Genomic DNA, 22,281 nt, shown 5'->3' on the forward strand with positions numbered 1-22,281 from the left:
TCCGGTAAAGCTGCAGCGTTTGCAGTGTGCCGGTGTTGTTCTATGGTGGACCCGCGGCCCTCCCGGGGGACCGCGTTCCCCTTCTATTATTGGTCAAGATGTCCGCCCTCAGCACCGTCCTTGTTCCGATCAATCGGGCCGGCTGGCCCTTCATCGCGCTCTTCGCCATCGCGACGGCCCTGCTCGCCTGGATCGCCGAGCCCCTCGGCTGGATCGGCGCCATACTCACCGCGTGGTGCGTCTACTTCTTCCGGGATCCCGACCGGGTCGTCCCGACCCGCGAGGGTCTGGTGGTCGCGCCGGCCGACGGTACGGTGCAGATGATCGTGCCTGTCACCCCGCCGCCCGAGCTCGGCATGGGTTCCGCGCCGCTGGTCCGGATCAGCATCTTCCTCAACGTGTTCAACGTGCACATCAACCGCACGCCGGTCGGCGGCACGGTCGAGGCGGCGCATTATTCCAAGGGCCGTTTCATGAACGCGGCGCTGGACAAAGCCAGCGAGGAGAACGAACGGATGGCGGTGCGCGTCCGGATGGCCGACGGGCGGGACGTGGCCTTCGTGCAGATCGCGGGTCTGATCGCGCGCCGGATCCTGTGCGACCTGCGGGTCGGCCAGGAGGTCGTCGCCGGCGAGCGCTACGGCCTGATCCGCTTTGGAAGTCGGACCGACATCTACCTGCCCGAGGGAGCGCAGCCGCTGGTGATCGTGGGCCAGAAGACCCTGGGCGGCGAGACCGTGATCGCGGACCTCCTCTCGACGGAGCCGCCGCGGAGGGGGGAGGTGCGATGATCCGGCTGAAGCGGCGCACGCGGCGCCCTGTGGACCGTCCGCCGCGGCTGCGCGGCCTGTCGGTCAACCACATGCTGCCCAACGTGCTGACCATGCTGGCGCTGTGCGCGGGCGTGACGGCGATGCGCTTCGCGATCAACGGGCGCTTCGAAGCGGCAGTGGCCTCCATCATCGTGGCCGCGGTGCTCGACGCGCTGGACGGGCGGATCGCGCGTCTGCTGAACGGGCAGAGCCGCTTCGGCGAGGAGCTCGACAGCCTGTCGGACGTGGTCAGCTTCGGCGTCGCCCCGGCCATGATCCTTTACCTCTGGACGCTTTCCGGGGCGGGAACCCTGGGCTGGGTCGCCGTGCTGGCGCTTTCGGTTTGCGCCGCGCTCAGGCTGGCGCGTTTCAACTCGAAGCTCGGCCAGAACGACATGCCGGCCTATGCCTACAACTACTTTACCGGCGTTCCGGCGCCCGCGGGGGCGGGATTGGCCCTGCTGCCGCTCGTCCTGTCCTTCGAGATCGGCCGCGATCCCGCCGCCTCGCCCTGGATCGTCGCGCCCTGGACGCTGGTCGTCGCGCTGCTGATGGTGAGCTGGGTCCCGACCTTCTCTCTCAAGGGCATCCGGGTCCCGCAGCGGCTGGTGGTGCCGATCCTGGTCGTGGTGGGCCTGCTGGCCGCCGCGCTGGTCAGCGCCCCGTGGCTCACCCTTGCCGGGATGGGCATCGCCTATGTGGCGAGCATCCCCTGGAGCCTGAGAGAGTTCCGGCGCCTGCGCGCCGAGGCCGAGCGGCTCCAGGCGCAGCTCGCCGCGCCGGATCCGCAGTCTGGGCCAGACTCCGACCTCGATCCCGGGTCCGATCCCGGGCCGTCGCCCGACTCCGGCGCCCGGCAGCCGGCCTCGTGAAGGCCGCCGCGTGCTCGACGCGGCGGCGCGGCGCCTGATCGACCCGCCACTGGCGCGCGCCGCGGCCGTCCTGGCGGGGCTGGGCATCGGGGCCAATGCGCTGACGATCGCCGGCTTCGCGCTGGGACTTCTCGGGGCGGGCGCGCTGGCGGTCCAGGCCTACGGCGCCGGGCTGGCGCTGATCCTGGCCAATCGGCTCATGGATGGTCTCGACGGCGCCGTCGCCCGGCGCGCCGGTGCGACGGACCTCGGCGGCTATCTCGACATCGTCTGCGACTTTGTCTTCTACAACGCCGTCGTCTTCGGCTTCGCGGCCGGGCATCCCGAGCAGGCGATCGCCGCGGCCTTCCTGATGCTGTCCTTCACCGGGACGGGAACGTCCTTCCTGGCCTTCGCCGCGCTGGCGGCGAAGCGGAACCTCAGCACCGAAGCGCGTGGCCGGAAGAGCCTCTACTATCTCGGCGGGCTGACCGAGGGCACGGAGACCATCCTGCTGTTCGTCGCGATCTGTCTGTTCCCGGCGGCGTTCCCATGGCTCGCCTGGGGCTTCGGCGCCCTGTGCTGGGCAACCACCGGCGCCCGGGTTGCGGCGGCGGTGCGGACCTTCAAGGGCTGAGGACGTCAGGCGCGGGCGGACACGATCCGGACGTTCACGCCCAGTGCGACGGTCCCGTCCACGCCCATGGCGCGGAAGCGGTCGTGGATCGCGGTCTCGAGCACGGCGCGCCCGGCCTCCGGCAGCCCCGCGATGCGGGTGGCGAAGGTCATCTCCAGCGTCGCCCTCCAGAAGGGCTCGCCCGCCGGCAGCCGAGCCACCGGGGTGAGGACGGATGCGGTGACGTCCGAGAAGCCCGCGGCCGTCATCGCCGTCTCGAGCGAGCCCGGCCTGGCGAAGCGGAACAGCGGCGCAACGGCGTCCGCGGGATCGGAGCCCAGCACCGCATCCAGCGCGGACGACAGCACCGCGAACTGCGCATTCGCCTCGCGCGGCCCCCAGACCATGAAGGCGGCGCGTCCGCCGGGCCGCAGGACGCGCCGGCACTCGGCCAGGGCAGACCCGACCTCGGGGACGAACATGATGCCGAACCGGCAGGTCAGGGCATCGAAGCTCGCGTCGGGCAGCGGCAGGAGGCACATGTCCGCGGCGGCGAAGGTGGCCCATGCGCCGCCCGTGAACTCCGGCCGCCGGGCACGGCGCGCCGCCGTTCGCAACATGGCCTCGGTCAGGTCCAGTCCCAGGACGCCGCCGTCCGGCCCTGCCGCGCGGGCCGCGTTCAGGGCCGGCTCGCCCACGCCCGAGGCGAGATCGAGCACGAGATGGCCGGGCCCGACGCCGGCGGCTTGGATCAGGGGGCCGTTCAGCTTCGCCGCGAAGGGGGCGATGGGATCGGCCCAGCGTTCCCAGGCCTCCGCGCTCGCCTGCCAGCGCGCCCTTTCGGCGGAGGCGGAGACCGTCAGTTCAGCCAACGCTCGCCATTCCCCGCCCTCCGGCTGCCGGTGCGATCCTCGCTCACTCGGTCGTAGAGGTCGGCGATCTGGGCGGCCATCTTGCGCTGGGTGCCTTGGAGCTCCTCGATGCGCCGCAGCGCCGTGCCCAGCTCCTCCGCGAGGCGCCTGTGGATCTGGTCCTGCCGCGCCGCGGCCTCGACGAGATTGCGGCGGAGATGGCGCCGAAGGTCCCCGGCCAGCACGCCGATCAGGGCGGCGCAGGCGAGGCTCGCCACGATGACGACGGCGGCGATGACGGTGACCCAGTCCATGGTCGGCTCCCGGCGGCGGGACCGCCGGGCGCGCTCCCCCTCACGGGGTCAGGGTACCACCTGGCCGGTGACGGGGTCGAGGAGGACGCGAACGCGGCGGCCTGCGCCGTCGACGGCCTTCACGACGTACCGGCCGTCCTCGGCGTCGATGGCCAGGATGCGGCCGATGCCCAAGGCCTCGGCCTCGGCGGCGATGCGCGAGATCGGCAGCGCCTCGGGGGGCAGCTGGCTCCGGCCGGTGCCCCAGGACGCGTCCGCTGCGGAAAGGGCGGCCAACACGACGAGCGCCGCGACATTGACGCCACCCAGGATCAGGGCGGGACGGGACGTCCTCATGGCTGGGCTCCTTGCTGCTTCGGCCGAATCCTCAAGCGGATCCGGGGGCAGGCGCAGTGAGCGGCATCACAAGGCGGGCAGGGCCCGCAACGGCACGTGGGGGCGCGACCAGTCCGATCAGATGACGGCGGGCGCCGGGCGGACCACGGGGGAGAAGTCCTTGATCTGCTCGGCGAAGGCGCGCAGGACGGGCGCAATACGCGCCTTCATGTCCTCGGTGACGTGCGCGTCGGTCTTCAGGATGATCCGGGGCGCCTGCTCCATCAGCCGCTGCGAGCGCATCGGGCCGATCTTGTCGTCCAGGAACATCGCGAGGCCCATGATCATGCCCAGGCTGACGTCATCGGGGCTGTCGGGCGCCGACAGGGCTTCGTGAAGCTCCTGCATGAGCGCGTAGGTGACGATGGAGCTCCGTTCGATCACGTCATCGTGCTTGAGCATCAGGCTGTCCCCCGGGGAACTGGAGAAGGCGGATGCCCGAGGTTAAGCCCGTGACCGTAACCGATTCGTTAAGTTACCGGAATGATGTGCCCTTCCTGTCTTTTCGTGACCTGCCTACCGCGCCGCATCCGGCGCAGGGCGTGAATCGCGATGGGCAGCACGGCGAGCGATGCCGCCACCAGGGGCAGGACGGTGCGATCGCGGCCATGGGATGTGCCCCAGCCGCCATGGGACCCGGTTCCGGCGGCGACTGGCTCGAAAACGCCGCCGCGCGTCGCCGGCGCATCCTGATCGGCGAACAGCTCCGCGCGGCCCGACCGGCCCGAGACCCGCGAGGCCGACCGCGGCGCGAGGTTCCGCCGCAGCGCCAGGACGCGCCCGGCGGGCCCGACCACCACCTCTGGGCGCGGCCGCGCGATCAGGTCGAGCACGGCCGCGGCGACGACCCGTGGTGGGCAGGTGGCGCGGGTCACCTCGATCCGGCGTCCGGAGAAGTTCGCGGCATGCTGGAAGAACGGCGTGTCGATGGTCGCCGGCAACAGGGTGCAGACCTGGATCGCCGGACTGTCGAGCAGCTCCTGCCGCAAGGCTTCCGACAGGCCGCGCAGGGCGAACTTGCTGACGACGTAGGCGGTCGAGTCCGGCTGCCCCGTCACGCCGGCCAGCGCCGCGGTGTTGATCAGGATGCCCTCGCCCTGCCGGCGGAAGCAGGGCAACGCCGCCCGAGCGCCGTTCACGGCCCCGAAGAGGTTCGTCTCCAGCACCTGCCGCCAGACATCGGCGGGAATGTCCTCGAACCGGCCGAAGACGCCGACGCCGGCGTTGTTGAACCAGACATCGATCCGTCCGAAGCGCCGGACCGCCTGCTCGGCCAGGGCGGCCACGCTGGCGGCATCGGTCACGTCGGTCGGGACCGCGATGGCCTCGGCCCCGAGATTGGCACATTCGGACGCGGCCTCGCTCAGGGGCTCCTCGCGTCGGGCGGCGAGGACCAGGCGGGCGCCGGCCTCTGCAAGGGCGCGGGCGGTCGAGCGTCCTATTCCGCTCGATGCGCCGGTCACCACCACCACCTTTCCCGCGATCCGCCGACCCCTGCCCACCACCATGACGGCTCCCCGCTGCGAACTCCCGCATCTCTGGGGAGAACAGCGGCCGCCATCCTTGGTCACGGATGCGGGCCGCCTAGGGAATCGAATTAACCTTATGTTCATCCTGGCCCGCGCACCCTGGAATGCCGACTCGTCGGCCAGGGAGCAACTGTCGGAGGCTGACGCGGCGTGGGCGCGAGTTCCGGCGAGGACCAGGTGCCGACGCGGTTCGGCGCGTTGTTGGACGGCCTGCCAGACCCGACCTTCGTGCTGGACGTGCGGAGCGGCAGCGCGCGCGTCGTCTATGCGAATCCCGCCGGTCGCTCGCTTTCCGACGATCTAGAGCCAGCCCTGCACGAGCCGTCGCTCGCCAGGGCGATCCAGGCGGGCCGGTCGGCCCGTGTTCCGCTGCGTCTGATGCTCGAGGCTTCGGTCGCGCCGCTGGAGGAGCCCGGCATCGCGCTGGTCGTTCTGCGCCAGGCCGGCCCGGACGCCCTCGTTCGCGAGGTGATCGAAAGCATCGGCGAGGGCTTCACCCTCTGGGACCGGCATGATCGGCTGGTGCTCTACAACAGCCGCTACGTCGAGCTCTTCGCCGTCGGAGCCGACATGATCCGGCCGGGCGTGCGCTTCGTCGATCTTCTCAACGTGATGGTCTCTCGCGGCGCCTACAGGGTCGCGGACCGCGACGCATTCATCCGGCGCCGGATGGCAAGCCGGCAGGCGCGCGAGACGCGGCTCGAGGTCGCCATGGCCCATGGACGGGTCTACCGCGTCGTCGAGCAGCGCACGCCGAGCGGGATGCTGGTCACGGTCTGGGTCGACGTGACCGAGCTGAACCAGGCCGAGCAGCGCCTCCGGGACGCCATCGACAGCGTGACCGAGGCCTTCTCGCTATGGGATTCCAGCGGGCGGCTGGTGCTGTGCAACCGCCGCTTCGCAGATCTCGTCCCGTCGGGCGGGGAGCCGCTCGAGGGCATCGGTTTCGAGGAGGCGCTGCGGCGCGGGGCGAAGGCGGGGATCTACCGCGTCGATGGCGACATCGATGCATGGGTGCACGGCCGCACGGCCCTGTTCCGCCACGGCGGCAGCTTCGAGCAGCCGGTGGCGGACGGACGTTGGCTGCTGTCGGGCTATCGGCGGACGAGCGAAGGAGGCGTGGTCGGCATCGAGACCGATGTCAGCCTGATCAAGCGGCAGGAGCTCGCGCTGTCCGAGCTTGCCGAGCGCTACATGGCGGCGCGCGACAGTGCCGAGGAGGCCAGCCGCGCACGTTCGCAGTTCCTGGCGCTGATGAGCCATGAGCTGCGCACCCCGCTGAACGCGATAATCGGCTTTTCGGAGCTGATCGAGACCCAGGCGCTCGGCCCGATCGGGGTGGAGCGTTATGTCGAGTACGCGCGCGACGTGCGGCTGAGCGGAAGCCACCTGCTGGCGCTGGTGAACGATCTCCTGGACATGTCGAAGATCGAGGCCGGGAAGTACGAGCTGCACCGAGACGTGGTCGACCTGCGGCAGATCGTGCGGAGCTGCGTGCGCATGATGGCGCTGCGTGCCCAGGAGGCGGACGTCATGCTGGTCGACCGGCTCGACGAGATCCGGATGCCGCCGCTCAATGCGGACGAGCGAGCCTTGAAGCAGGTCATCCTGAACCTGCTGTCCAACGCGCTGAAGTTCACCGAGGCCGGGGGGCGGACCGAGATCTCGGGCGCCGTTCTGGGAGGTTGGGTCGAGATCCGCGTCGAGGACGACGGGATCGGCATCCCGCCCGAGCATCTCACGCGCATCGGCCGGCCGTTCGAGCAGGTCGACAACGCCCATACGCGCCGCCATGCCGGCACCGGCCTCGGCCTGGCCCTGAGCCGCTCGCTCGTGGAGCTGCATGGCGGCTACCTGGACATCGACAGCGCGCAGGGTCGCGGCACCTGCGTGACGGTCCGCCTGCCGGCGCTGTCCGAGACGGCCTGCCAGCCCGCCAGGGTCTGAGCCTGCTTCCTGCAGCGCCGCGGGCGGCCCAATACAGCCGAAAAGGTTAGACCGACCGAAAATCTCGCTGCGCCGACAGCCCGTGCTATGCAACTCGTCGTCCGGGCGCGCGTTGTCCGCCCGAGGGATTTCGCAGCACGTCGAGAGAGCAATGGCGGATTCATCGGCCGAGGTCGTCAAGCAGCTCCCGTATCTGAGACGCTATGCGCGCGCGCTCCTGGGCTCCCAGGATCGCGGAGACCGCTATGTCAGGGTGACGCTCGAGACCTATCTGGCCGAACCCGAGAGGATCGGCGAGGCGGACCGGGATTCGCGCGTCGCGCTGTTCTCGCTGTTCCATGACGTCTGGTCCCTGATCGACCCGGAAGGCGCGCTCGGTGACGATCCGGACGATCTCGATGCCGGAGGGGTCCGTGGGCTCGCCAGCCTGCCTCCGCGGCAGCGCCAAGTGCTGTTGCTGATCTCGCTGGAGGGCTTCTCCTTCGACGAGGTGTCGCGGATCCTCGGCATGGAGCCCAGCGAGATCCGCGTGGATCTCGACCGAGCCCGGAGCGAGATGGCGGCGGTCGGCAACGTCCGAGTCCTGATCATCGAGGACGAGCCCCTGATCGCCGAGGACATCGCGGATCTCGTGACCGGCTGGGGGCACGAGGTGATCGGACAGGCGGCACGCGAGGAGGAGGCACGGCGCCTGGCCGAGGAGGGGCGTCCCGAGCTGATCCTGGCGGATATCCAGCTCAAGGGCGGCGACAGCGGCATCCGCGCGGTGCAGCAGATCCTGCGCTCGACCAACGTGCCGGTGATCTTCATCACGGGCTTCCCGGAGCGCCTCCTGACAGGAGAGCAGCTCGAGCCGGCCTTCCTGATCTCGAAGCCCTTCGAGCCCGAGGTCCTGAAGACGGCGATCGGCCATGCGCTGACCATCCAGCCGCCGCGCACCATGAACTGAGCCGGAGGGCGGGCCGGCCCGGGATCAGCGGTATGCGGCGAACCGCGCCGCGTACTCCTCGTCCGTCACGATCTCGCGCCCGATCGGCCAGAGGGAGAGGGCGGCCAGCTTCAGGTGCGCCCAGGCGAAAGGGATTCCGATCAGCGTCAGCGCGAGGGCGATGGCGAGCCCCAGATGCATGAGCGCGAGCCACCACCCCGCCAGGACCAGCCAGACCAGATTGCCGATCCATCCCAGCGCGCCGGTCCCGATGTCCTCGCGCCCGCGGAACTCGTCGCGCGGCACGGCGCGGCGCCCGAATGGCAGCAGGCTGTAGCTGGCGATCGTGACCGCCGCGCGGGCCCACGGGATTCCGACGATCGTCAGCGCCATCAGCACGGCGGCGACCAGCCAGCCGAGGGCGGCCCAGATGCCGCCGGTGACGATCCACAGGATGTTCAGGACGAGGCTGATCGGGTTCATGCCGGGGATATGGGGCGGCGCCCACCCGCGCGGAAGGTGTAGACCCGGCGATTTCACGACGCGGCCCGGCGGGTTCCGCCGAACCGCTCGGCCGTCCAGTCGGCGATCGCATCGGCCACGTCGCGCCAGCCGGGCTCGAGCATCATCGCGTGGCCCATGCGGGGAAAGATCCGCGCCTGCGTCCCGAAGGCACGGGCCGTCGCCTCGATCTCAATGCGGGGAAAGAACACGTCCTCCTCGGCGCCCATCACCAGGACCGGGACGCCGGGCGGGCGGGGCGGCAGGCGCAGGCCCATCATCTCCATCTGAACGCGCCGGGATTCCCGCTGCATGCGCGGCTCGAAGCGGAGCAGATCGGCTTCCGGTATGCGGTCCGAGAAGAAGGCGCCGCGGATCCCGGAGGGATCGACCGCGCCGGGCCCGAAGGTCTGGAGCAGCGCGATCTGCTGGAAGACCCGCGGGTGGCGCCAGGCGAGGCTCCAGGTCGAGCTCCAGAGGCCGTGCGGCGGGGCGGAGGCCATCAGGGCCGCGCCCGCGGCGCCGCACCGCTCCATGGCGCGCTGCACCACCATGCCGCCCATGGAATGCCCGACAAGTACGGGTGGCGGCCCGCCGAGGGTTGCGATCGCCGTTTCGACGTCGGCCGCGTAGTCGTCGAGCCCGAATCGGTCGAGGTCGCAACGGCCAGGGCTGTCGCCGTGGCCGCGCAGCGACACCGCATGGACGGCGAGGCCGCGCTCCACAAGGTAGGGGAGCATGTGCTCGTCCCAGATCCAGGCGCCGCAGAAGGCGCCATGGACGAAGAGAAGCGGCGGCAGCCCGGTGGCGCGCTTCGGCGACCGGCTGATGATCTCGAGGCGTGTCACGGCGGATACTCTTGAGAACAGGTGAGAACAGGGTTCGAAACGGCGGCGACGCGGGCTAGGCTCGACGCAGCGACGGCCGCAGGAGGGAGGCAGCGATGGACGAGGACGTCTTCAATATGAGCATCCGGAAGTTCCTGAAGAAGGTCGGGGTCACGTCCCAGCGCGAAATCGAGCAGGCGGTCAGGGATGCGATGGCCGCAGGGCACCTGGCGGACGGCGGTGCTCTCAAGGCCCGCGTGGTGCTGACGATTCCCGAGATCGGCCTCGAGGTGCCCATCGACGGGGCCATCGAGACGCGCTGACCCAAGGGGCGGCGGAACGCCCGCGCGGCTTCACTGTTGAGCCCGCCGATGAACGGCACAACCGTAGCCCCCTTGGAGAATCGCATGGACAACAGCAAGGCGATCGAGACCCTGAACGACATCATCCAGATCACCGAAGACAGCAACGAGGGCTACCGCGAGTCCGCGAAGGACGCGAAGGACGCGGACCTGAAGACGCTGTTCACCGATCTGGCGAGCCAGCGCGCCTCGATGGTGCGCGAGCTTCAGGACATGGTCACGCGGCTCGGCGGGCAGCCCTCCGACAGCGCGACCATCCTGGGCAGCGCCCACCGCTTCTTCGTGAACCTGAAGTCGGCGGTGACCGGACAGGACCGCGAAGCGGTGCTCAAGGAGGTCGAGCGCGGCGAGAGCGAGGCCGTGCGCCGCCACGAGAACGCGCTGCAGGTCGACGCGCTTCCGGCCGAGGCGCGCTCGCTGATCCAGCGGCACCTGGAGCGCTTCCGGTCGGACCGCGACCGGATGACGGCGCTGAAGCGGACGGCCTGACGCCATCCGCTACCGAGGGGGCGCGGGACCGGGTCCCGCGCCCCCTTTGCTTTTGCGGTGTGCCGCGGGCAGGCGCGACGATTCCGAAGCGGCCCCGCCCTCGACCGCCAGCCCCTTGGCGCCTAACGTGCCAAAAGGCTTCGAAGGGGCGCCGCATGGCACTGGCAAGGATCGTCGTTTCGCTCGGGCTCGTGATGGCCGCGATGGCGGCACGGGCGGATCTCGCCGGCCATGGCGGGCCCGTCAAGGCGGTCGCGGTGGGGGCGGCCGGGCAGGTCCTGTCGGGCGGCTTCGACTATTCCCTGATCCGCTGGGACGTGGAGGGCGGCAGGCCGGCCGCGATCCTCTACGGCCACGACGCCGCGGTGAACGCGGTCGCGATGCTGCCGGACGGCCGCGCGCTCTCTGCCGGCGACGATGGCCTGCTGATCCTGTGGGACCTCGACGACGCCCGGCCCGTGCGCCGCATGGAAGGGCATGGCGGCCGTATCGCGTCCCTGGCGATCGATCCCGCGGGCAGGACCGCGGCCAGCGCCGGCTGGGACCAGACCGTGCGCCTGTGGGACCTGGCCTCGGGCGAGGGGCGCACGCTGGAGGGCGCCGCGGGGAACGCCAACGCCGTCGCCTTCTCGCCGGACGGCCGCCTGGTGGCGGCCGGCGGGCAGGACGGCTTCGTCCGGATCTGGCGCGTCGGCGACGGCACTCTCGAGCGCAGCCTGGAGGCCGGCGGCCTTGCGGTGAACGGCCTTGCCTTCACCGGTCCCGACGGCTTGGCCGCCGTCGGGACCGATGGCGGGCTGCGCCAGTGGCGCCTGCCGCACGGAGAGCCCATCCGCACGGTGGCGCTGGGGCCCCTTCCGGCCCTCGCGCTGGCGGCAGCGCCGGGCACGGGCGTGCTGGCGATCGGCGGCGTCGATGGGACGGTGAGCATCGTCTCGGCGTCCGGCGAGCGCCTGCGCCGCATCTCCGCCCATCGCGGCGCGGCCTGGGGGCTCGCCTTCGACCCCGCCGGCCGGACGCTCTACACCGGCGGCGCGGACGGGCTCGTGCGGATCTGGGATGCGGGAACCGGGGACGAGCTGGGCCCGCCCGCGCGTGCGCCGGGCCCGGCCACGGCGCCGCGGGTCGCATTGGCGCCATGGGGCGCCTCGGCCGGGCAGGACCGCGGCGCGGTGCTGTTCCGGCGCTGCGTCGCGTGCCATACGGTGGAGCCGGACGGGGCGAACCGTGCCGGGCCGACGCTGTACGGCATCTTCGGTCGCAAGGTGGGGACGCTGGACGGCTATCCCTATTCGCCCGCGCTGAGGACGCTGGACTTCGTCTGGACGCCCGAGAAGGTGGACGAGCTGTTCGGGCTCGGCCCTCATATCGTCACCCCCGGCTCCAAGATGCCTGTCCAGGTCATCGGCGATCCAGAGGAGCGCCGCGCCCTGGTCCGATGGCTGGAGCAGCAGACCCGGCCGCGCTGAGCGCGGCGGACGGATGTCACGGCCCCACTTTGCGGTGGGGCCGGTGACAGGCCGTGGCGCATGGGCTATAGCGGGCGCGAATCAACGCGGGAAAGCCTCTTGGACAGCATCAATCTGACCGATTTCGTCGGAGCCGCCGTGGGATTCCTCGGTACCCTCAGCGACACGGCGCGTGACATGGATGGCCGCGCGGCATTCTTCCTGGGCGCAGTGTCCTGGTTCCTGGTCGAGCAGGCCGTCCGTCGCCTAGCCGGGATGCTCCGCTGGGCGATCCTGGGAGCGGCGCTCGCCGGCGGCGGCGTGGCCGCCGTGGGCGCGGTCGGCCTACTGGGCGGAGACGGTCCCGAGGCACCGCCCGCCGCCGCGCCGGCGCAGCAGCGCTGATGGCCGGGGAGACCGCCATGTTCCGCCGCTACAAGGTGCATTTCACCCGGCGTTCCGATCCGCCAGCCCGGCGACGCCCGGAGCGGGACGTCAACGCCGAGCTGCTGAGAACGTTCGTATCGCGCAACGGGCTCGTGGGTGAGCTCGACCGCATCCTGCCATCGGCCGCCTTCGGGATCCTGGAGATATCCTGCACGCCGCTGCTGGCGGATCGGCTGACGGAGATGTCCGAGGTCGAGGTCGTGCTGGAATCCTGACGGCGGGACCCTGGCCCGCCGCGGCACCCTTTCCCTCAGCGATAGTCGTCGGTTGTACGGGGTTTCGGCCGCTCGGGCCCGGCATAGGGATCCAGCTCGATCTGCGCCTGGGCGACGACCCGGCAGTCGCCGCACATCTTGATGCGGTCCACCAGCGCGCTGTCCTGGAACATCCAGTGCTTGCCCGCCAGCTTCGCCGCGACGCGCTCGACCGAGGACTTGGTCCCGAACGGCTTGCCGCAGCGGATGCAGTGGAAGGGCTCCTCCTGCTTCATGACCCGCGGTGTGCGTGCGGCATCGGTGAAGTCGATCTGCGGAACCAGGGAGATCACCTTCTCGGGGCAGGTGTTCTTGCAGATCCCGCACTGGACGCAGGCATCCTCGACGAAGCTGAGCTGCGGCCGGTCCGCGTTGTCCGTCAGTGCGCCCGTAGGGCAGGCCGGCACGCAGGACAGGCACAGGGTGCAGCCCTCGGCATCCACCTGGATCCGGCCGAACGGCGCTCCAGAGGCCAGGGGCAGCACGTCCACCGGTGTCGGGGCGGCCTCGTGGAGCTGGCGCATCGCGAGCCGCGCCAGCCCGCGCTTGTCGCCGAGCGGAAGGAAGTCTCGGGGTTCGGCGGCGCCACCGGTCGGCAGCGGCCCTAGGGCGTCGGCCAGGGCATCGGGATCGTCGGCCTCGATCAGGCCGACGCGGCCGCTGCCGAAGCCGAGGCCGGACAGGACGGATTCGGCAAGGCCGAGCTGGCGGGCAAGAGCGGTGATGTCCTCGCGCCGGCGCGCCGGCAGCAGGACCCTCGCGGCCGAGGCACCATAGGCGAAGGCGGACGCGAAGACCTCGACCCCGATCTGGGTGGTGCTGTTCACCAGCACCGGGATCACGCGGGCGGGAAGACCGGAGCCGTGCCGTGCCAGCAGCTCGATCAGCGCGTCGCCATGGGTCTCGTCGTGGAACAGTAGCACCGCGTCCCGGCCGCCCGCGGCCCGGTAGGTCGAGAGCAGCGTGCGCACCCGGCCCAGCAGCGCGTCTGGAGGCGGCAGGGCGTAGGTGGCCGCGCCCGTCGGACAGACGGCGCCGCAGCTTCCGCAGCCTGCGCAGACATAGGGATCGATCGCCACATGGTCGCCTGCCGGGGCGATGGCCCCCGTCGGGCAGACTTCGAGGCAGCGGGTGCAGCCGGTCTTGCGCGAGCGCGAATGCGCGCACAGCTCCGCGCGGTAGGAGACGTAGAGCGGCTTCTCGAACTCGCCCACCAGGTCGGCCGCGCGGAACAGCAGGCGCTGGACCTCCGCCGGATTGCCGGGATCGACGCGCAGGTATCCGTCGCGCTTGTGGTCCGCCGGGAACAGTGGCGGATTGCCCGTCAGGTCGATGATGAGATCGCAGCTCGACTTCGCGCCGCGCCGCGCAGGGCCCCAGGCCAGCGCAGCCCGAGACGACGGCGCCGGCGTGGCGTAGTCGTCGACCTCGAGCTCGAAGCGGCCGAGATAGCCCGATGCACGCACCACCGTGCCGCGCAGCACGGGGAAGTCGGTGCGCCGCGGTGGCAGGATCTCGGCCGGCCGGTCCAGCAGCACCGTGACGTCGAGGCGGTCGGCGAGCTGCCTTGCGGCCTCGATGGCGCGCTCGTCGCGGCCATAGACCAGCGCGACGCCCTCGGACTTCAGCGGGATCTGCGCGACAGGCGGCAGGTCGAGCGCCGCCTCCGCCAGCAGGGCGGCGATCTTCGGCGTCGCCGCCGCGCCCTCGTCGGACCAGCCGGCACGCTCGCGGATGTTCACGAAGCGCAGGTCGACGCTGGTGCCAACCTCATCGGCCTGCTCGTCGAACAGCGGCGCTTCCTGGGTGCAGCCCACGAGCAGCGCGGAGTCCTGCCCCAGGGCCTCGGCGAAGCGGCCGAGCTGGCCGCGGCAGAGCTGCGTCGCGGCCTGTCCGTCGAAGCCCCGGCAGGTCGCGGCAAGGGCGCGGCCGTCGAGCGGCATGCTTCCCTCGCAATCGCAGAGCAGGACGGTGCGTCCCTGGTTGGTCATGACCGCGTTCTTCCCCGGAGCTTTCGTTTGCGCCCCCGATCGGAGGCGGACCATATTAGCGACCTCGTTCTTAGAATGGTATTACCAGCTATGGCGCTCCCGGAGCTGAGCATCCCGCCGGTCTACGAATCTGTGGCGATCGCGGGTTCGGGCGCCTTCTCGGCAGCCTGTGCGCGCGCCGAGGAGATCGGTGCCGGCGCGCTCTTCTGGTCGCGCCGGACCGACCGTCTGGACTGCGCCGTCGTCCTGGAGCCTGAGCAGCCGCGCCGCGAGGCGCTGACCGTCCTCTACGCCGGTGCCCTGGCGCTGCGCGAGGCCATTGGCGCGCTCGGCCCGCCCAACAAGCCCGTCACCTTCGCCTGGCCCGACCGTATCGATGTCGACGGCGCCTGCGTCGGCGGGGTGCGTCTCGCCGCCGGGGCCGACCGGGACGGGGTGCCGGCCTGGCTCGTGCTCGGCGCCGAGATCGAGGTGACGGGGGATCCCGACGACCCCGATCCCGGCCGGCATGTGGGCCGCACCGCGCTTTGGGAGGAGGGCTTCGGAGAGGTCGAGGTGCCGGAGCTCACCGGGTGCTGGGCGCGCTTCCTGCTGGGCTGGATCACGCGCTTCACGGAAGAAGGCTTCGCTCCCGTCCGCCGGGAATGGCTCGCGCGCACGCCGGGGCTGGGCCGGCAGGTCACGCGGCTCATCGGCGGCAGCCAGATCGCGGGGCTCTTCCGGGACATGGATGAAACCGGGGCGATGGTTCTCGCGGATGGCCGGCGGTTCGGGCTCGAGCTCGTCCTGGACGGTCCGACTTGGCGGTTGTGAGATGGCGGACGTGACGGATGCGCGCACTGATGGAGCGGGGGTGATGGAAGCGGGAGGCGGAGCGCTGCGGCTGCCCCGGACGATCCGGATGGACGGGTCCGACCTACAGGTCTTCGGCAGGGCCGCCGAGCCCGGCGAATGGGCGGTCTCGGGCGCCTTCGCGTTCCTCAACCGCGATCCCGCGACGGTGGCCGGCAAGGAGCGGCAGGCCTTCGCCAACGGCTTCCTGGGGATCGCCAGCCTGGGCTGGTCCAGCTTCGTCGTGGTCTCCGAGGCGACCGAGGCGGAGCGGGAGGAGGTCGTGCGCACCCTCGCGCAGGCGTTCCTCGACCATTGGGGCGCGCCCTCCTTCGAGGCCGCCGAGCCGGTCGCCCGCGAGGAGGTCGCCTTCGCGCAGAGCCTCTGCGCGAAGCATCCGGTCAACACGCTGCTGGCCGTCACCCGGGAATGGGACGGCGACGGCATCAAGGAGGGCTTTCGGACCGTGCGCGCCCCGCGCGAGGCTGAGCACGCGCGCATCTGGACGATCGAGCCCGAGGACGGGTTCCGCAGCGCGGAGGCGCAGGGGATCGATCTCGTGAAGCTGGCCGGGGGCAGGACATGAGCCGCGATTTCTGGACGAGCTCTGGGTACCGCCTCCTGGCGCCCGGGGCGGGCGGCGGGCTGGCCGTGACCGATGACTTCCTGCGCGCCTATCTCCTGCGGCCGGAGATCAGCCCGATCGCCGAATCCTGCGAGGCCGAGCGCTCGCTGCACGCGGCGCTGCTCGATGCGCCGGCATCCCCGGTCCAGCCGTCCCGCATCGCGGCCATCCGGGACGCGGATGCGCGCGAGAACTGGGAGGTCTTCCTGGCCTTCCGAGATCTGCTGCTGGCCCACCCGACGCTGGAGGCCGCCTACCTCGCGGTCGTCCGCGGCCAGGCACGGGCGGTGCCGGCGCTGTTCCTGGACCAGATCGTCCATGCGGTCCTGCGGGGCGTGCTTGACGGGACCGAGGATCCCCTCCGGCTCCGAGCTGCGGAACTGCTGTTCCGGGCGCAGCGCGTCCGCATCGAGCAGGGAGCGGTGCTGGTCGCCGACCAGGAGATCGTCGAGGCCCGCGCGCAGGACGGCGGGTTCGGCGCGCTGGGCCGGCTGGTCTCCGAGGCGGGCACGTCGCTGCGCGGGATCGAGTTGGACGTGCTGAACGAGCACAACGGCGACGTCTACTGGGAGCGCTCCGACCGGTTCGACACCGTCCTGGAGACGACCTTCGGACGCCCCGGGCTGGACGCCCTATGCCGCGTCCTGGAGGCCTGGACGCGGCACTTCCTGGATGTCGCGATCTCGATCCAGCCCGTGCAGCAGATCTCGGACGAGCGTTGGGTCTGGCATCTCGGCCTCGACGCCGAGGCGACGGCCGTGCTGAACGACCTTTACGAGGGGCGCGCCGTCGACGAGGACCGCATGTACCGGATCCTCGCCCTGTTCCGGATCGACTTCGCCGACCCGTCCGTCATGCTGCCTCGGGTGTCGGGCCGTCCGGTCTACATGGCCATGGCCATGACGCCGGGCGGCGTCCTGCGGCTGAAGCCGCAGAACCTCCTGGTTAACCTGCCTTTGATCGAAGGGAATTGAGAGGCGCCATGGACGAGCCTGTGCCCAAGCAGCCGGAGAGCAAACCGGTCTGCGTCGTGGTGGAGCGGCGCGCCATCGAAAGCCGCTGGCAGGACCACGCCTGGCGCGTGGTCGACGTCCTGCCGGGTGCACCGGAGACTGCGCCTTGGACGGTGCTGGCCGAGGCCCCGGGATTGACCCGGTGGCTCGCCGGCACGGCCGAGGTGACGATCTATCCCGGCGAGACCGCCAACTACAAGTTCAACCTGGAATCCCCCACGCCATCGGTCTACGTGGTCCTGCGCCGCAGCGACCGCGAGCCCGGCATGCGCCTGCTGGCCGTCACCGTCGATCCGGGCGAGGCGCATGCCCATGCCGATACCGGCGACGATCTGGTTGAATCCCTGCCGCTGCCGGTGCCACTGCAGGCCTGGCTCGCGGAGTTCGTGGCGACCCACCATGTCGAGCGCCGCCGTTACAAGCGCGAGCGGGACCGCGCGGATCCGGAGGCGCTGGCCGTCCGCGACCGGTCCGGACGCTGGAGCCAGGGATGGGACGAGGATGAGTGAGAAGGGCGGGGGGGACGGCGAGGGCACGGGGTTCCTGGGCCGCTGGTCCCGGCTGAAGCGCGCTGCGCGGCACGAGGGCGAGCAGTCCGCCGGGCGGGATGCGCCGCCCGGCGCCGATGCGGCCGGCGCTGCCGGGGCGGCCCCCGACGCTGCCGGGGTCTTGCCGGGCGCGGGGCGGCCGCCGGGGTGCGTGGCGGAGGAGGGTTTCGATCTGTCCTCCCTTCCGTCCATCGACAGCCTTGGACCCGGCAGCGATTTCAGCCTGTTCATGCGTGCGGGCGTCCCGGCGGATCTGCGGAGCCAAGCCCTGCGCAAGCTCTGGGTCACTGACCCCGACATCCGGAACTACAAGACGCTCGCTGACTACGACTGGGACTACAACGCGCCGGGCTACGGGCAGCTCCTGCCGATCGACGACGCCAAGCGCTACCTGACCCGGATCCTCGGAACGCAGGTGGAGGAGGGGCAGGGCGAACAGGCGGCGGACCCGGCAATGCAGGACACGGCCGGTGCCGCGGCGGCCGATGAAGAGGTCGCGGCCGAGCAGACGATCGGGGATCAGGCGACGCCCGGGTATGCGACCGGCAAAGAGGCCACCGCAGAGCAGGGCACCGGCGAGGAAGCCACACCCGTACCGGCCCGCGACGCGCAGGTTCGCGCGGACGGGACGGCGCCGGAGGCCCCTGTCGCCGTCACTATGACGCCCGTGGACGCGGAGCCGCCCGCGGACCGCATGCCAGCGACGGAGCCGCCGTCCGCGCCGGAGCGGCGGAGGCGCCGGCATGGCGGGGCGATGCCGAGCTAAGGACGGTGTGCCTAGCCTTATGCGCCTACGCCAAAGGGTTGGGTCCCGCTTGCTTCGCGGGATTTGTTGGGTTAACAATGAAATTGGTCCTACCAGTCTGGGCAGCCAACGACCCAGTCGGTAGGGGACCCGATCGAACGGTTCAGGGAGAGCGCCCGCTTCTGCGGGTGCGGTTGCATGGCGAACGGTCACACCCATGGTGCGCCCGACGGGGCGGAGATGTTGCGCGCCCATGCCTATGGGCTGCTCGCGACGCTGCTCGCCGGTCCGCCCGATGCCGGCACGCTGGGCCGCGTCGGCGCCATCACGGGCGATGAAGGCGCCCTCGGCCAAGCGCTGGCGGCCCTTGGCGCGGCGGCCAGGTCAGCCGACCCCGCTGCCGTCGAGCGCGAGTATCACGACCTCTTCATCGGTGTCGGCCGGGGCGAACTGCTGCCCTACGGCTCCTTCTATCTCACGGGCTTCCTGAACGAGCGGCCGCTGGCGATCCTGCGTGGCGACATGGCGGCGCTGGGGATCGACCGAGCCGAGGGCCGCGCGGAGCCCGAGGACCACATCGCATCGCTGTGCGAGATGATGGCCGGCCTGATCGCGGGCGCCTTCGGCGATCCCGCGGAGCCGGCCGCGCAGCGGCAGTTCTTCGAGCGGCACATGGCCCGTTGGGCCAGCCGCTTCTTCCAGGATCTGGAGAAGGCCGAAGCGGCCGTCTTCTATCGGGCGGTCGGCACAGTCGGCCGGGAATTCATGGCGGTCGAGGCAGAAGCCTTCCGGATGATCGGATGACCGCGGCGGACAGGAAAGCACAGGCGCGGATGCAGCGAGTGGAGGCGGAGCGATGAGCGAGGACAACAGGAAGCCCCGAATCGAGCGTCGCGCATTCCTGCGCAACGTCGGGATCGGGGCCGCGGGTGCCGCCGCGGCCGTGCCGCTGGCCGCGCTTCCGGCCGAGGCCAAGGAGACCGCCGAGACGCGGTCCAAGCAGCGCTACCAGGAGACCGACCACGTGAAGACCTACTACCGGGTCAACGGGTACTGAGCGCGGGAGGAAACCGAGGATGCTCGTCAAGAAGAACACCGCTCCCGCGGGCCGGCCGCGCCTGTCGGGGGTGCTGGCCGCCGCCGCGTCCGGTGCCGTCGATCGCCGGACCTTCCTCCGGCGCTCCGGCCTGGCCGCGGGAGGCCTCGCGGCCGCCGGCATGCTGTCGCCGGCCACCGTTCGGCGCGCCGAGGCCGGGCCGCACACGCCCGGTGTCGAGGTCGTGAAGAGGAAGAACATCTGCACCCACTGCTCGGTGGGCTGCACGGTGATCGCCGAGGTGCAGAACGGTGTCTGGGTCGGGCAGGAGCCCGGCTGGGAGAGCCCGATCAACCTGGGTAGTCATTGCGCCAAGGGAGCTTCGGTCCGCGAGCTCACCCATGGCGACCGGCGCCTGAAGTATCCCATGAAGCTCGTCGACGGCGAGTGGCGGCGGATCGGCTGGGACCAGGCCATCGACGAGATCGGGACGAAGCTGCTGGAGATCCGGCAGAATTCGGGCCCGGAATCGGTGTTCTGGCTGGGCTCTGCCAAGTTCTCGAACGAGGGCGCCTATCTCTTCCGCAAGATGGCGGCGTTCTGGGGCACCAACTCGATCGATCACCAGGCGCGGATCTGTCACAGCACCACGGTCGCAGGTGTGGCGAACACCTGGGGCTACGGCGCCATGACGAACTCCTACAACGACATCAACAATTCCAAGGCGATGATGATCATCGGCGGCAACCCCGCCGAGGCCCATCCCGTGTCGCTGCAGCACGTGCTGCGCGGCAAGGAGATCAATCGCGCCCAGATGATCGTCGTCGACCCGCGCTTCACCCGCACGGCGGCCCACGCGACCGAATACGTCCGGATCCGCCCGGGCACCGACATCCCCTTCGTCTGGGGCATGCTCTGGCATATCTTCGAGAACGGCTGGGAGGACAAGGAGTTCATCCGCCAGCGCGTCTACGGGATGGACAAGATCCGCGAGGAGGTGAAGAAGTGGACGCCCGACGTCGTCACCGACGTCACGGGCATCCCGGCGGAGCAGGTCAGGCGCGTCGCCGAGACCATGGCGAAGAACAAGCCCTCGACCATGATCTGGTGCATGGGCATCACCCAGCACACGGTCGGCACCGCCAACGTCCGCGCCCTTTCGATCTTCCAGCTCGCGACCGGCAACGTCGGCAACGAGGGCGGCGGGACCAACATCTTCCGCGGCCACTGCAACGTGCAGGGCGCGACGGATCTCGGCCTCGACGTCACCTCGCTGCCGGCCTACTACGGCCTGGCCGAGGGCGCCTGGAAGCACTGGGCGCGCGTCTGGGACGTCCCCTATGACTACCTGCTCTCGCGCTTCGCCTCCAAGAAGCTGATGGAGGAAAAGGGCATCCCGACCACCCGCTGGTTCGATGCCGTCCTCGCCAAGCGCGAGGAGGTCGACCAGCCCGACCTGATCAAGGGCATGGTCGTCTTCGGGCACGGCGGCAACACCGTCACCCGCATGCCGGAGATGCGCCACGGCCTCGAGAAGCTCGAGCTGCTGGTGGTCGCCGACCCGCACCCGACCACCTTCGCCGCGATCTCGGAGCGGCGGAACGGCACCTACCTGCTGCCGATCTGCACCCAGTTCGAGACCTCGGGCTCGCGCACGGCATCCAACCGCTCGATCCAGTGGGGCGAGCAGGTGGTCAAGCCGGTCTTCGAGAGCAAGGACGACTACGAGGCGCTGTACCTGCTCGCCCGGAAGCTTGGCTTCGCCGACGAGATGTTCAAGCGCATCAAGATCGAGGGCAACCGCCCGGTTCCCGAGGACATCCTGCGCGAGATCAACCTGGGCTGCATCTCCACGGGCTATTCCGGCCAGTCGCCGGAGCGCCTGAAAATGCACATGCAGCACCAGGGCGACTTCGACAAGATCACGCTGCGGGCGACCTCCGGGCCGCTGAAGGGCGAGTTCTACGGCCTGCCCTGGCCGTGCTGGGGCACGCCGGAGATGAAGCATCCCGGCACGCACATCCTCTACAACACCAGCCTGCACGTGAAGGAAGGCGGCGGCACCTTCCGCGCCCGCTTCGGCGTGGAGCGCGAAGGGCAGACGCTGCTGGCCGAGGGGTCCTACTCCAAGGGCTCCGAGATCACGGACGGCTATCCCGAGTTCACCTACGGGATCCTGAAGAAGCTCGGCTGGGACAGCGAGCTGACCGCCGAGGAACTGGCGACGATCCAGAAGATCGGCGGCGCCAATCCCGACGCGGTGAGCTGGGCCACGGACCTGTCCTGCGGCATCATCCGTGTCGCGATGGAGCACGGCTGCCTGGCCTACGGCAACGCGAAGGCACGGGCTGTCGCCTGGAACCTGCCGGACCCGGTCCCGGTGCACCGTGAGCCCATCTACACGCCGCGGCGCGACCTGGTCGCCAAGTACCCGACGCTGGAGGACAAGCGCGACTTCCGCGTGCCGAACATCGGCCGCACGGTCCAGGCCCGCGACGTCTCGAAGGACTTCCCGATCATCCTGACCTCGGGCCGCCTCGTCGAGTACGAGGGCGGCGGCGAGGAGACGCGGTCCAACAAGTGGCTGGCCGAGCTGCAGCAGGACATGTTCGTGGAGGTCAATCCCCAGGACGCCAGCCGCCTCGGCATCAAGGACGGCGGGATGGTCTGGGTCTACGGGCCCGAGGGCAATTCGCGCGCCCGGGTCAAGGCGCTGGTCACCGAGCGCGTCGGCAAGGGCGTGGCCTTCATGCCCTTCCACTTCGCCGGCCATTGGGAGGGCAAGAGCCAGCGGGCCAAGTACCCGCCTGGAACCGACCCGATCGTGCTGGGCGAAAGCGTCAACGCGCTGACGACCTATGGCTACGACCCCGTCACCTTCATGCAAGAGACGAAGGTCACGCTGTGCCGCATCGAGGCGGCGTGATCCCGGGAGGCGACT

General features: G+C 70.6%; 26 protein-coding genes. 18 read left to right on the forward strand and 8 right to left on the reverse strand.

Features of this window, described 5'->3' with window-relative positions:
• The first annotated feature begins 98 nt into the window (after positions 1–98).
• The 3 genes from JUB13_RS08220 to JUB13_RS08230 are packed head-to-tail and all read left to right on the forward strand — an operon-like array spanning position 99 to position 2,300.
• The gene (locus JUB13_RS08220) at positions 99–791 is read left to right on the forward strand and encodes a phosphatidylserine decarboxylase (protein ID WP_207478318.1); all 693 of its coding nucleotides are present in this window, start codon (positions 99–101) and stop codon (positions 789–791) included.
• Positions 788–1,684 carry a CDP-diacylglycerol--serine O-phosphatidyltransferase gene (pssA, locus tag JUB13_RS08225; protein ID WP_207478319.1) on the forward strand — a complete coding sequence of 299 codons (897 nt, stop codon included), beginning with the start codon at positions 788–790 and terminating at the stop codon, positions 1,682–1,684. The genes JUB13_RS08220 and pssA overlap by 4 nt, the downstream gene beginning before the upstream one ends.
• Positions 1,685–1,694: 10 nt before the next feature.
• Positions 1,695–2,300, forward strand: coding sequence for a CDP-alcohol phosphatidyltransferase family protein (locus JUB13_RS08230; RefSeq protein WP_207478320.1), 606 nt, complete (start codon positions 1,695–1,697; stop codon positions 2,298–2,300).
• Between the two features lie 5 nt (positions 2,301–2,305).
• Here JUB13_RS08230 and JUB13_RS08235 read toward each other — a convergent pair whose 3' ends face one another.
• The 5 genes from JUB13_RS08235 to JUB13_RS08255 form a co-directional block, all read right to left on the reverse strand.
• Entirely contained in the window at positions 2,306–3,151 is an 846-nt protein-coding gene (locus tag JUB13_RS08235) for a class I SAM-dependent methyltransferase (protein ID WP_207478321.1), read from the reverse strand.
• The gene (locus JUB13_RS08240; protein ID WP_207478322.1) at positions 3,139–3,444 is read right to left on the reverse strand and encodes a hypothetical protein; all 306 of its coding nucleotides are present in this window, start codon (positions 3,442–3,444) and stop codon (positions 3,139–3,141) included. The genes JUB13_RS08235 and JUB13_RS08240 overlap by 13 nt, the downstream gene beginning before the upstream one ends.
• Before the next feature lie 48 nt (positions 3,445–3,492).
• The gene (locus tag JUB13_RS08245; RefSeq protein ID WP_207478323.1) at positions 3,493–3,780 is read right to left on the reverse strand and encodes a PepSY domain-containing protein; all 288 of its coding nucleotides are present in this window, start codon (positions 3,778–3,780) and stop codon (positions 3,493–3,495) included.
• A 117-nt stretch (positions 3,781–3,897) separates the two neighbouring features.
• Complete coding sequence (locus tag JUB13_RS08250) at positions 3,898–4,221, reverse strand: hypothetical protein (protein ID WP_207478324.1); 324 nt, start codon at positions 4,219–4,221, stop codon at positions 3,898–3,900.
• A gap of 68 nt (positions 4,222–4,289) precedes the next feature.
• Positions 4,290–5,327, reverse strand: coding sequence for an SDR family oxidoreductase (locus tag JUB13_RS08255; RefSeq protein WP_207478325.1), 1,038 nt, complete (start codon positions 5,325–5,327; stop codon positions 4,290–4,292).
• Positions 5,328–5,498: 171 nt separating this feature from the next.
• Between JUB13_RS08255 and JUB13_RS08260 the strand changes: the two genes are divergently transcribed.
• Complete coding sequence (locus JUB13_RS08260; protein WP_207478326.1) at positions 5,499–7,295, forward strand: sensor histidine kinase; 1,797 nt, start codon at positions 5,499–5,501, stop codon at positions 7,293–7,295.
• 151 nt (positions 7,296–7,446) lie between these two features.
• A complete protein-coding gene (locus JUB13_RS08265) occupies positions 7,447–8,244 on the forward strand; it encodes a response regulator (RefSeq protein WP_207478327.1) in 798 nt (265 codons plus the stop codon).
• 24 nt (positions 8,245–8,268) lie between these two features.
• On the opposite strand, the gene JUB13_RS08270 is transcribed toward JUB13_RS08265, so the two are convergent.
• The gene (locus JUB13_RS08270) at positions 8,269–8,706 is read right to left on the reverse strand and encodes a YccF domain-containing protein (protein WP_207478328.1); all 438 of its coding nucleotides are present in this window, start codon (positions 8,704–8,706) and stop codon (positions 8,269–8,271) included.
• A gap of 53 nt (positions 8,707–8,759) precedes the next feature.
• Positions 8,760–9,572, reverse strand: a complete 813-nt coding sequence (locus JUB13_RS08275; protein WP_207478329.1) for an alpha/beta hydrolase — start codon at positions 9,570–9,572, stop codon at positions 8,760–8,762.
• A 95-nt stretch (positions 9,573–9,667) separates the two neighbouring features.
• On the opposite strand from JUB13_RS08275, the gene JUB13_RS08280 reads away from it, so the two are divergent.
• The 5 genes from JUB13_RS08280 to JUB13_RS08300 all read left to right on the forward strand — a co-directional run bounded on the left by JUB13_RS08280 (position 9,668) and on the right by JUB13_RS08300 (position 12,512).
• Complete coding sequence (locus JUB13_RS08280; RefSeq protein ID WP_207478330.1) at positions 9,668–9,874, forward strand: DUF6494 family protein; 207 nt, start codon at positions 9,668–9,670, stop codon at positions 9,872–9,874.
• Between the two features lie 84 nt (positions 9,875–9,958).
• On the forward strand, positions 9,959–10,402 hold the full coding sequence (locus JUB13_RS08285; RefSeq protein ID WP_207478331.1) for a PA2169 family four-helix-bundle protein: 444 nt from the start codon (positions 9,959–9,961) through the stop codon (positions 10,400–10,402).
• Between the two features lie 155 nt (positions 10,403–10,557).
• On the forward strand, positions 10,558–11,871 hold the full coding sequence (locus JUB13_RS08290; RefSeq protein ID WP_207478332.1) for a c-type cytochrome: 1,314 nt from the start codon (positions 10,558–10,560) through the stop codon (positions 11,869–11,871).
• A gap of 99 nt (positions 11,872–11,970) precedes the next feature.
• Positions 11,971–12,255, forward strand: coding sequence for a hypothetical protein (locus JUB13_RS08295; protein ID WP_207478333.1), 285 nt, complete (start codon positions 11,971–11,973; stop codon positions 12,253–12,255).
• The gene (locus JUB13_RS08300) at positions 12,255–12,512 is read left to right on the forward strand and encodes a hypothetical protein (RefSeq protein WP_207478334.1); all 258 of its coding nucleotides are present in this window, start codon (positions 12,255–12,257) and stop codon (positions 12,510–12,512) included. The genes JUB13_RS08295 and JUB13_RS08300 overlap by 1 nt, the downstream gene beginning before the upstream one ends.
• Positions 12,513–12,547: 35 nt before the next feature.
• Here JUB13_RS08300 and JUB13_RS08305 read toward each other — a convergent pair whose 3' ends face one another.
• The gene (locus JUB13_RS08305) at positions 12,548–14,542 is read right to left on the reverse strand and encodes a 4Fe-4S dicluster domain-containing protein (RefSeq protein ID WP_207478335.1); all 1,995 of its coding nucleotides are present in this window, start codon (positions 14,540–14,542) and stop codon (positions 12,548–12,550) included.
• 90 nt (positions 14,543–14,632) lie between these two features.
• Between JUB13_RS08305 and JUB13_RS08310 the strand changes: the two genes are divergently transcribed.
• The 8 genes from JUB13_RS08310 to JUB13_RS08345 all read left to right on the forward strand — a co-directional run bounded on the left by JUB13_RS08310 (position 14,633) and on the right by JUB13_RS08345 (position 22,266).
• The gene (locus JUB13_RS08310) at positions 14,633–15,355 is read left to right on the forward strand and encodes a biotin/lipoate--protein ligase family protein (protein ID WP_207478336.1); all 723 of its coding nucleotides are present in this window, start codon (positions 14,633–14,635) and stop codon (positions 15,353–15,355) included.
• Positions 15,356–15,398: 43 nt separating this feature from the next.
• Entirely contained in the window at positions 15,399–15,959 is a 561-nt protein-coding gene (locus JUB13_RS08315; RefSeq protein ID WP_207478337.1) for a DUF6505 family protein, read from the forward strand.
• Positions 15,956–16,972 (forward strand): DUF6352 family protein, encoded by a 1,017-nt coding sequence (locus tag JUB13_RS08320; protein WP_207478338.1) that lies wholly within the window; start codon positions 15,956–15,958, stop codon positions 16,970–16,972. The genes JUB13_RS08315 and JUB13_RS08320 overlap by 4 nt, the downstream gene beginning before the upstream one ends.
• An 8-nt stretch (positions 16,973–16,980) precedes the next feature.
• Positions 16,981–17,520: a DUF3305 domain-containing protein gene (locus tag JUB13_RS08325; RefSeq protein WP_207478339.1), complete on the forward strand. Its 540-nt coding sequence runs from the start codon at positions 16,981–16,983 to the stop codon at positions 17,518–17,520.
• Positions 17,513–18,325 carry a DUF3306 domain-containing protein gene (locus JUB13_RS08330; protein WP_207478340.1) on the forward strand — a complete coding sequence of 271 codons (813 nt, stop codon included), beginning with the start codon at positions 17,513–17,515 and terminating at the stop codon, positions 18,323–18,325. The genes JUB13_RS08325 and JUB13_RS08330 overlap by 8 nt, the downstream gene beginning before the upstream one ends.
• 177 nt (positions 18,326–18,502) lie before the next feature.
• Positions 18,503–19,108 carry a TorD/DmsD family molecular chaperone gene (locus JUB13_RS08335; protein WP_207478341.1) on the forward strand — a complete coding sequence of 202 codons (606 nt, stop codon included), beginning with the start codon at positions 18,503–18,505 and terminating at the stop codon, positions 19,106–19,108.
• A gap of 52 nt (positions 19,109–19,160) precedes the next feature.
• Positions 19,161–19,361 (forward strand): twin-arginine translocation signal domain-containing protein, encoded by a 201-nt coding sequence (locus JUB13_RS08340; RefSeq protein ID WP_207478342.1) that lies wholly within the window; start codon positions 19,161–19,163, stop codon positions 19,359–19,361.
• Between the two features lie 19 nt (positions 19,362–19,380).
• Positions 19,381–22,266, forward strand: a complete 2,886-nt coding sequence (locus tag JUB13_RS08345) for a formate dehydrogenase subunit alpha (RefSeq protein WP_207478343.1) — start codon at positions 19,381–19,383, stop codon at positions 22,264–22,266.
• The last annotated feature ends 15 nt before the right edge of the window (positions 22,267–22,281 follow it).

Origin of the sequence: Arenibaculum pallidiluteum, assembly GCF_017355985.1 — a bacterium.
GTDB classification, from domain to species: domain Bacteria; phylum Pseudomonadota; class Alphaproteobacteria; order Azospirillales; family Azospirillaceae; genus Arenibaculum; species Arenibaculum pallidiluteum.

Bases quoted from the DNA above. Each gene is read 5' to 3' on its own strand.
- JUB13_RS08335 (WP_207478341.1), top strand. From the start codon at position 18,503: ATGGCGAACGGTCACACCCATGGTGCGCCCGACGGGGCGGAGATGTTG.
- JUB13_RS08245 (WP_207478323.1), bottom strand. From the start codon at position 3,780: ATGAGGACGTCCCGTCCCGCCCTGATCCTGGGTGGCGTCAATGTCGCG.
- JUB13_RS08220 (WP_207478318.1), top strand. From the start codon at position 99: ATGTCCGCCCTCAGCACCGTCCTTGTTCCGATCAATCGGGCCGGCTGG.
- JUB13_RS08315 (WP_207478337.1), top strand. From the start codon at position 15,399: ATGGAAGCGGGAGGCGGAGCGCTGCGGCTGCCCCGGACGATCCGGATG.
- JUB13_RS08255 (WP_207478325.1), bottom strand. From the start codon at position 5,327: ATGGTGGTGGGCAGGGGTCGGCGGATCGCGGGAAAGGTGGTGGTGGTG.
- JUB13_RS08340 (WP_207478342.1), top strand. From the start codon at position 19,161: ATGAGCGAGGACAACAGGAAGCCCCGAATCGAGCGTCGCGCATTCCTG.
- JUB13_RS08320 (WP_207478338.1), top strand. From the start codon at position 15,956: ATGAGCCGCGATTTCTGGACGAGCTCTGGGTACCGCCTCCTGGCGCCC.
- JUB13_RS08265 (WP_207478327.1), top strand. From the start codon at position 7,447: ATGGCGGATTCATCGGCCGAGGTCGTCAAGCAGCTCCCGTATCTGAGA.
- JUB13_RS08310 (WP_207478336.1), top strand. From the start codon at position 14,633: ATGGCGCTCCCGGAGCTGAGCATCCCGCCGGTCTACGAATCTGTGGCG.
- JUB13_RS08290 (WP_207478332.1), top strand. From the start codon at position 10,558: ATGGCACTGGCAAGGATCGTCGTTTCGCTCGGGCTCGTGATGGCCGCG.
- JUB13_RS08330 (WP_207478340.1), top strand. From the start codon at position 17,513: ATGAGTGAGAAGGGCGGGGGGGACGGCGAGGGCACGGGGTTCCTGGGC.
- JUB13_RS08280 (WP_207478330.1), top strand. From the start codon at position 9,668: ATGGACGAGGACGTCTTCAATATGAGCATCCGGAAGTTCCTGAAGAAG.
- JUB13_RS08285 (WP_207478331.1), top strand. From the start codon at position 9,959: ATGGACAACAGCAAGGCGATCGAGACCCTGAACGACATCATCCAGATC.
- JUB13_RS08250 (WP_207478324.1), bottom strand. From the start codon at position 4,221: ATGCTCAAGCACGATGACGTGATCGAACGGAGCTCCATCGTCACCTAC.
- JUB13_RS08325 (WP_207478339.1), top strand. From the start codon at position 16,981: ATGGACGAGCCTGTGCCCAAGCAGCCGGAGAGCAAACCGGTCTGCGTC.
- pssA (WP_207478319.1), top strand. From the start codon at position 788: ATGATCCGGCTGAAGCGGCGCACGCGGCGCCCTGTGGACCGTCCGCCG.
- JUB13_RS08345 (WP_207478343.1), top strand. From the start codon at position 19,381: ATGCTCGTCAAGAAGAACACCGCTCCCGCGGGCCGGCCGCGCCTGTCG.
- JUB13_RS08240 (WP_207478322.1), bottom strand. From the start codon at position 3,444: ATGGACTGGGTCACCGTCATCGCCGCCGTCGTCATCGTGGCGAGCCTC.
- JUB13_RS08305 (WP_207478335.1), bottom strand. From the start codon at position 14,542: ATGACCAACCAGGGACGCACCGTCCTGCTCTGCGATTGCGAGGGAAGC.
- JUB13_RS08270 (WP_207478328.1), bottom strand. From the start codon at position 8,706: ATGAACCCGATCAGCCTCGTCCTGAACATCCTGTGGATCGTCACCGGC.
- JUB13_RS08300 (WP_207478334.1), top strand. From the start codon at position 12,255: ATGGCCGGGGAGACCGCCATGTTCCGCCGCTACAAGGTGCATTTCACC.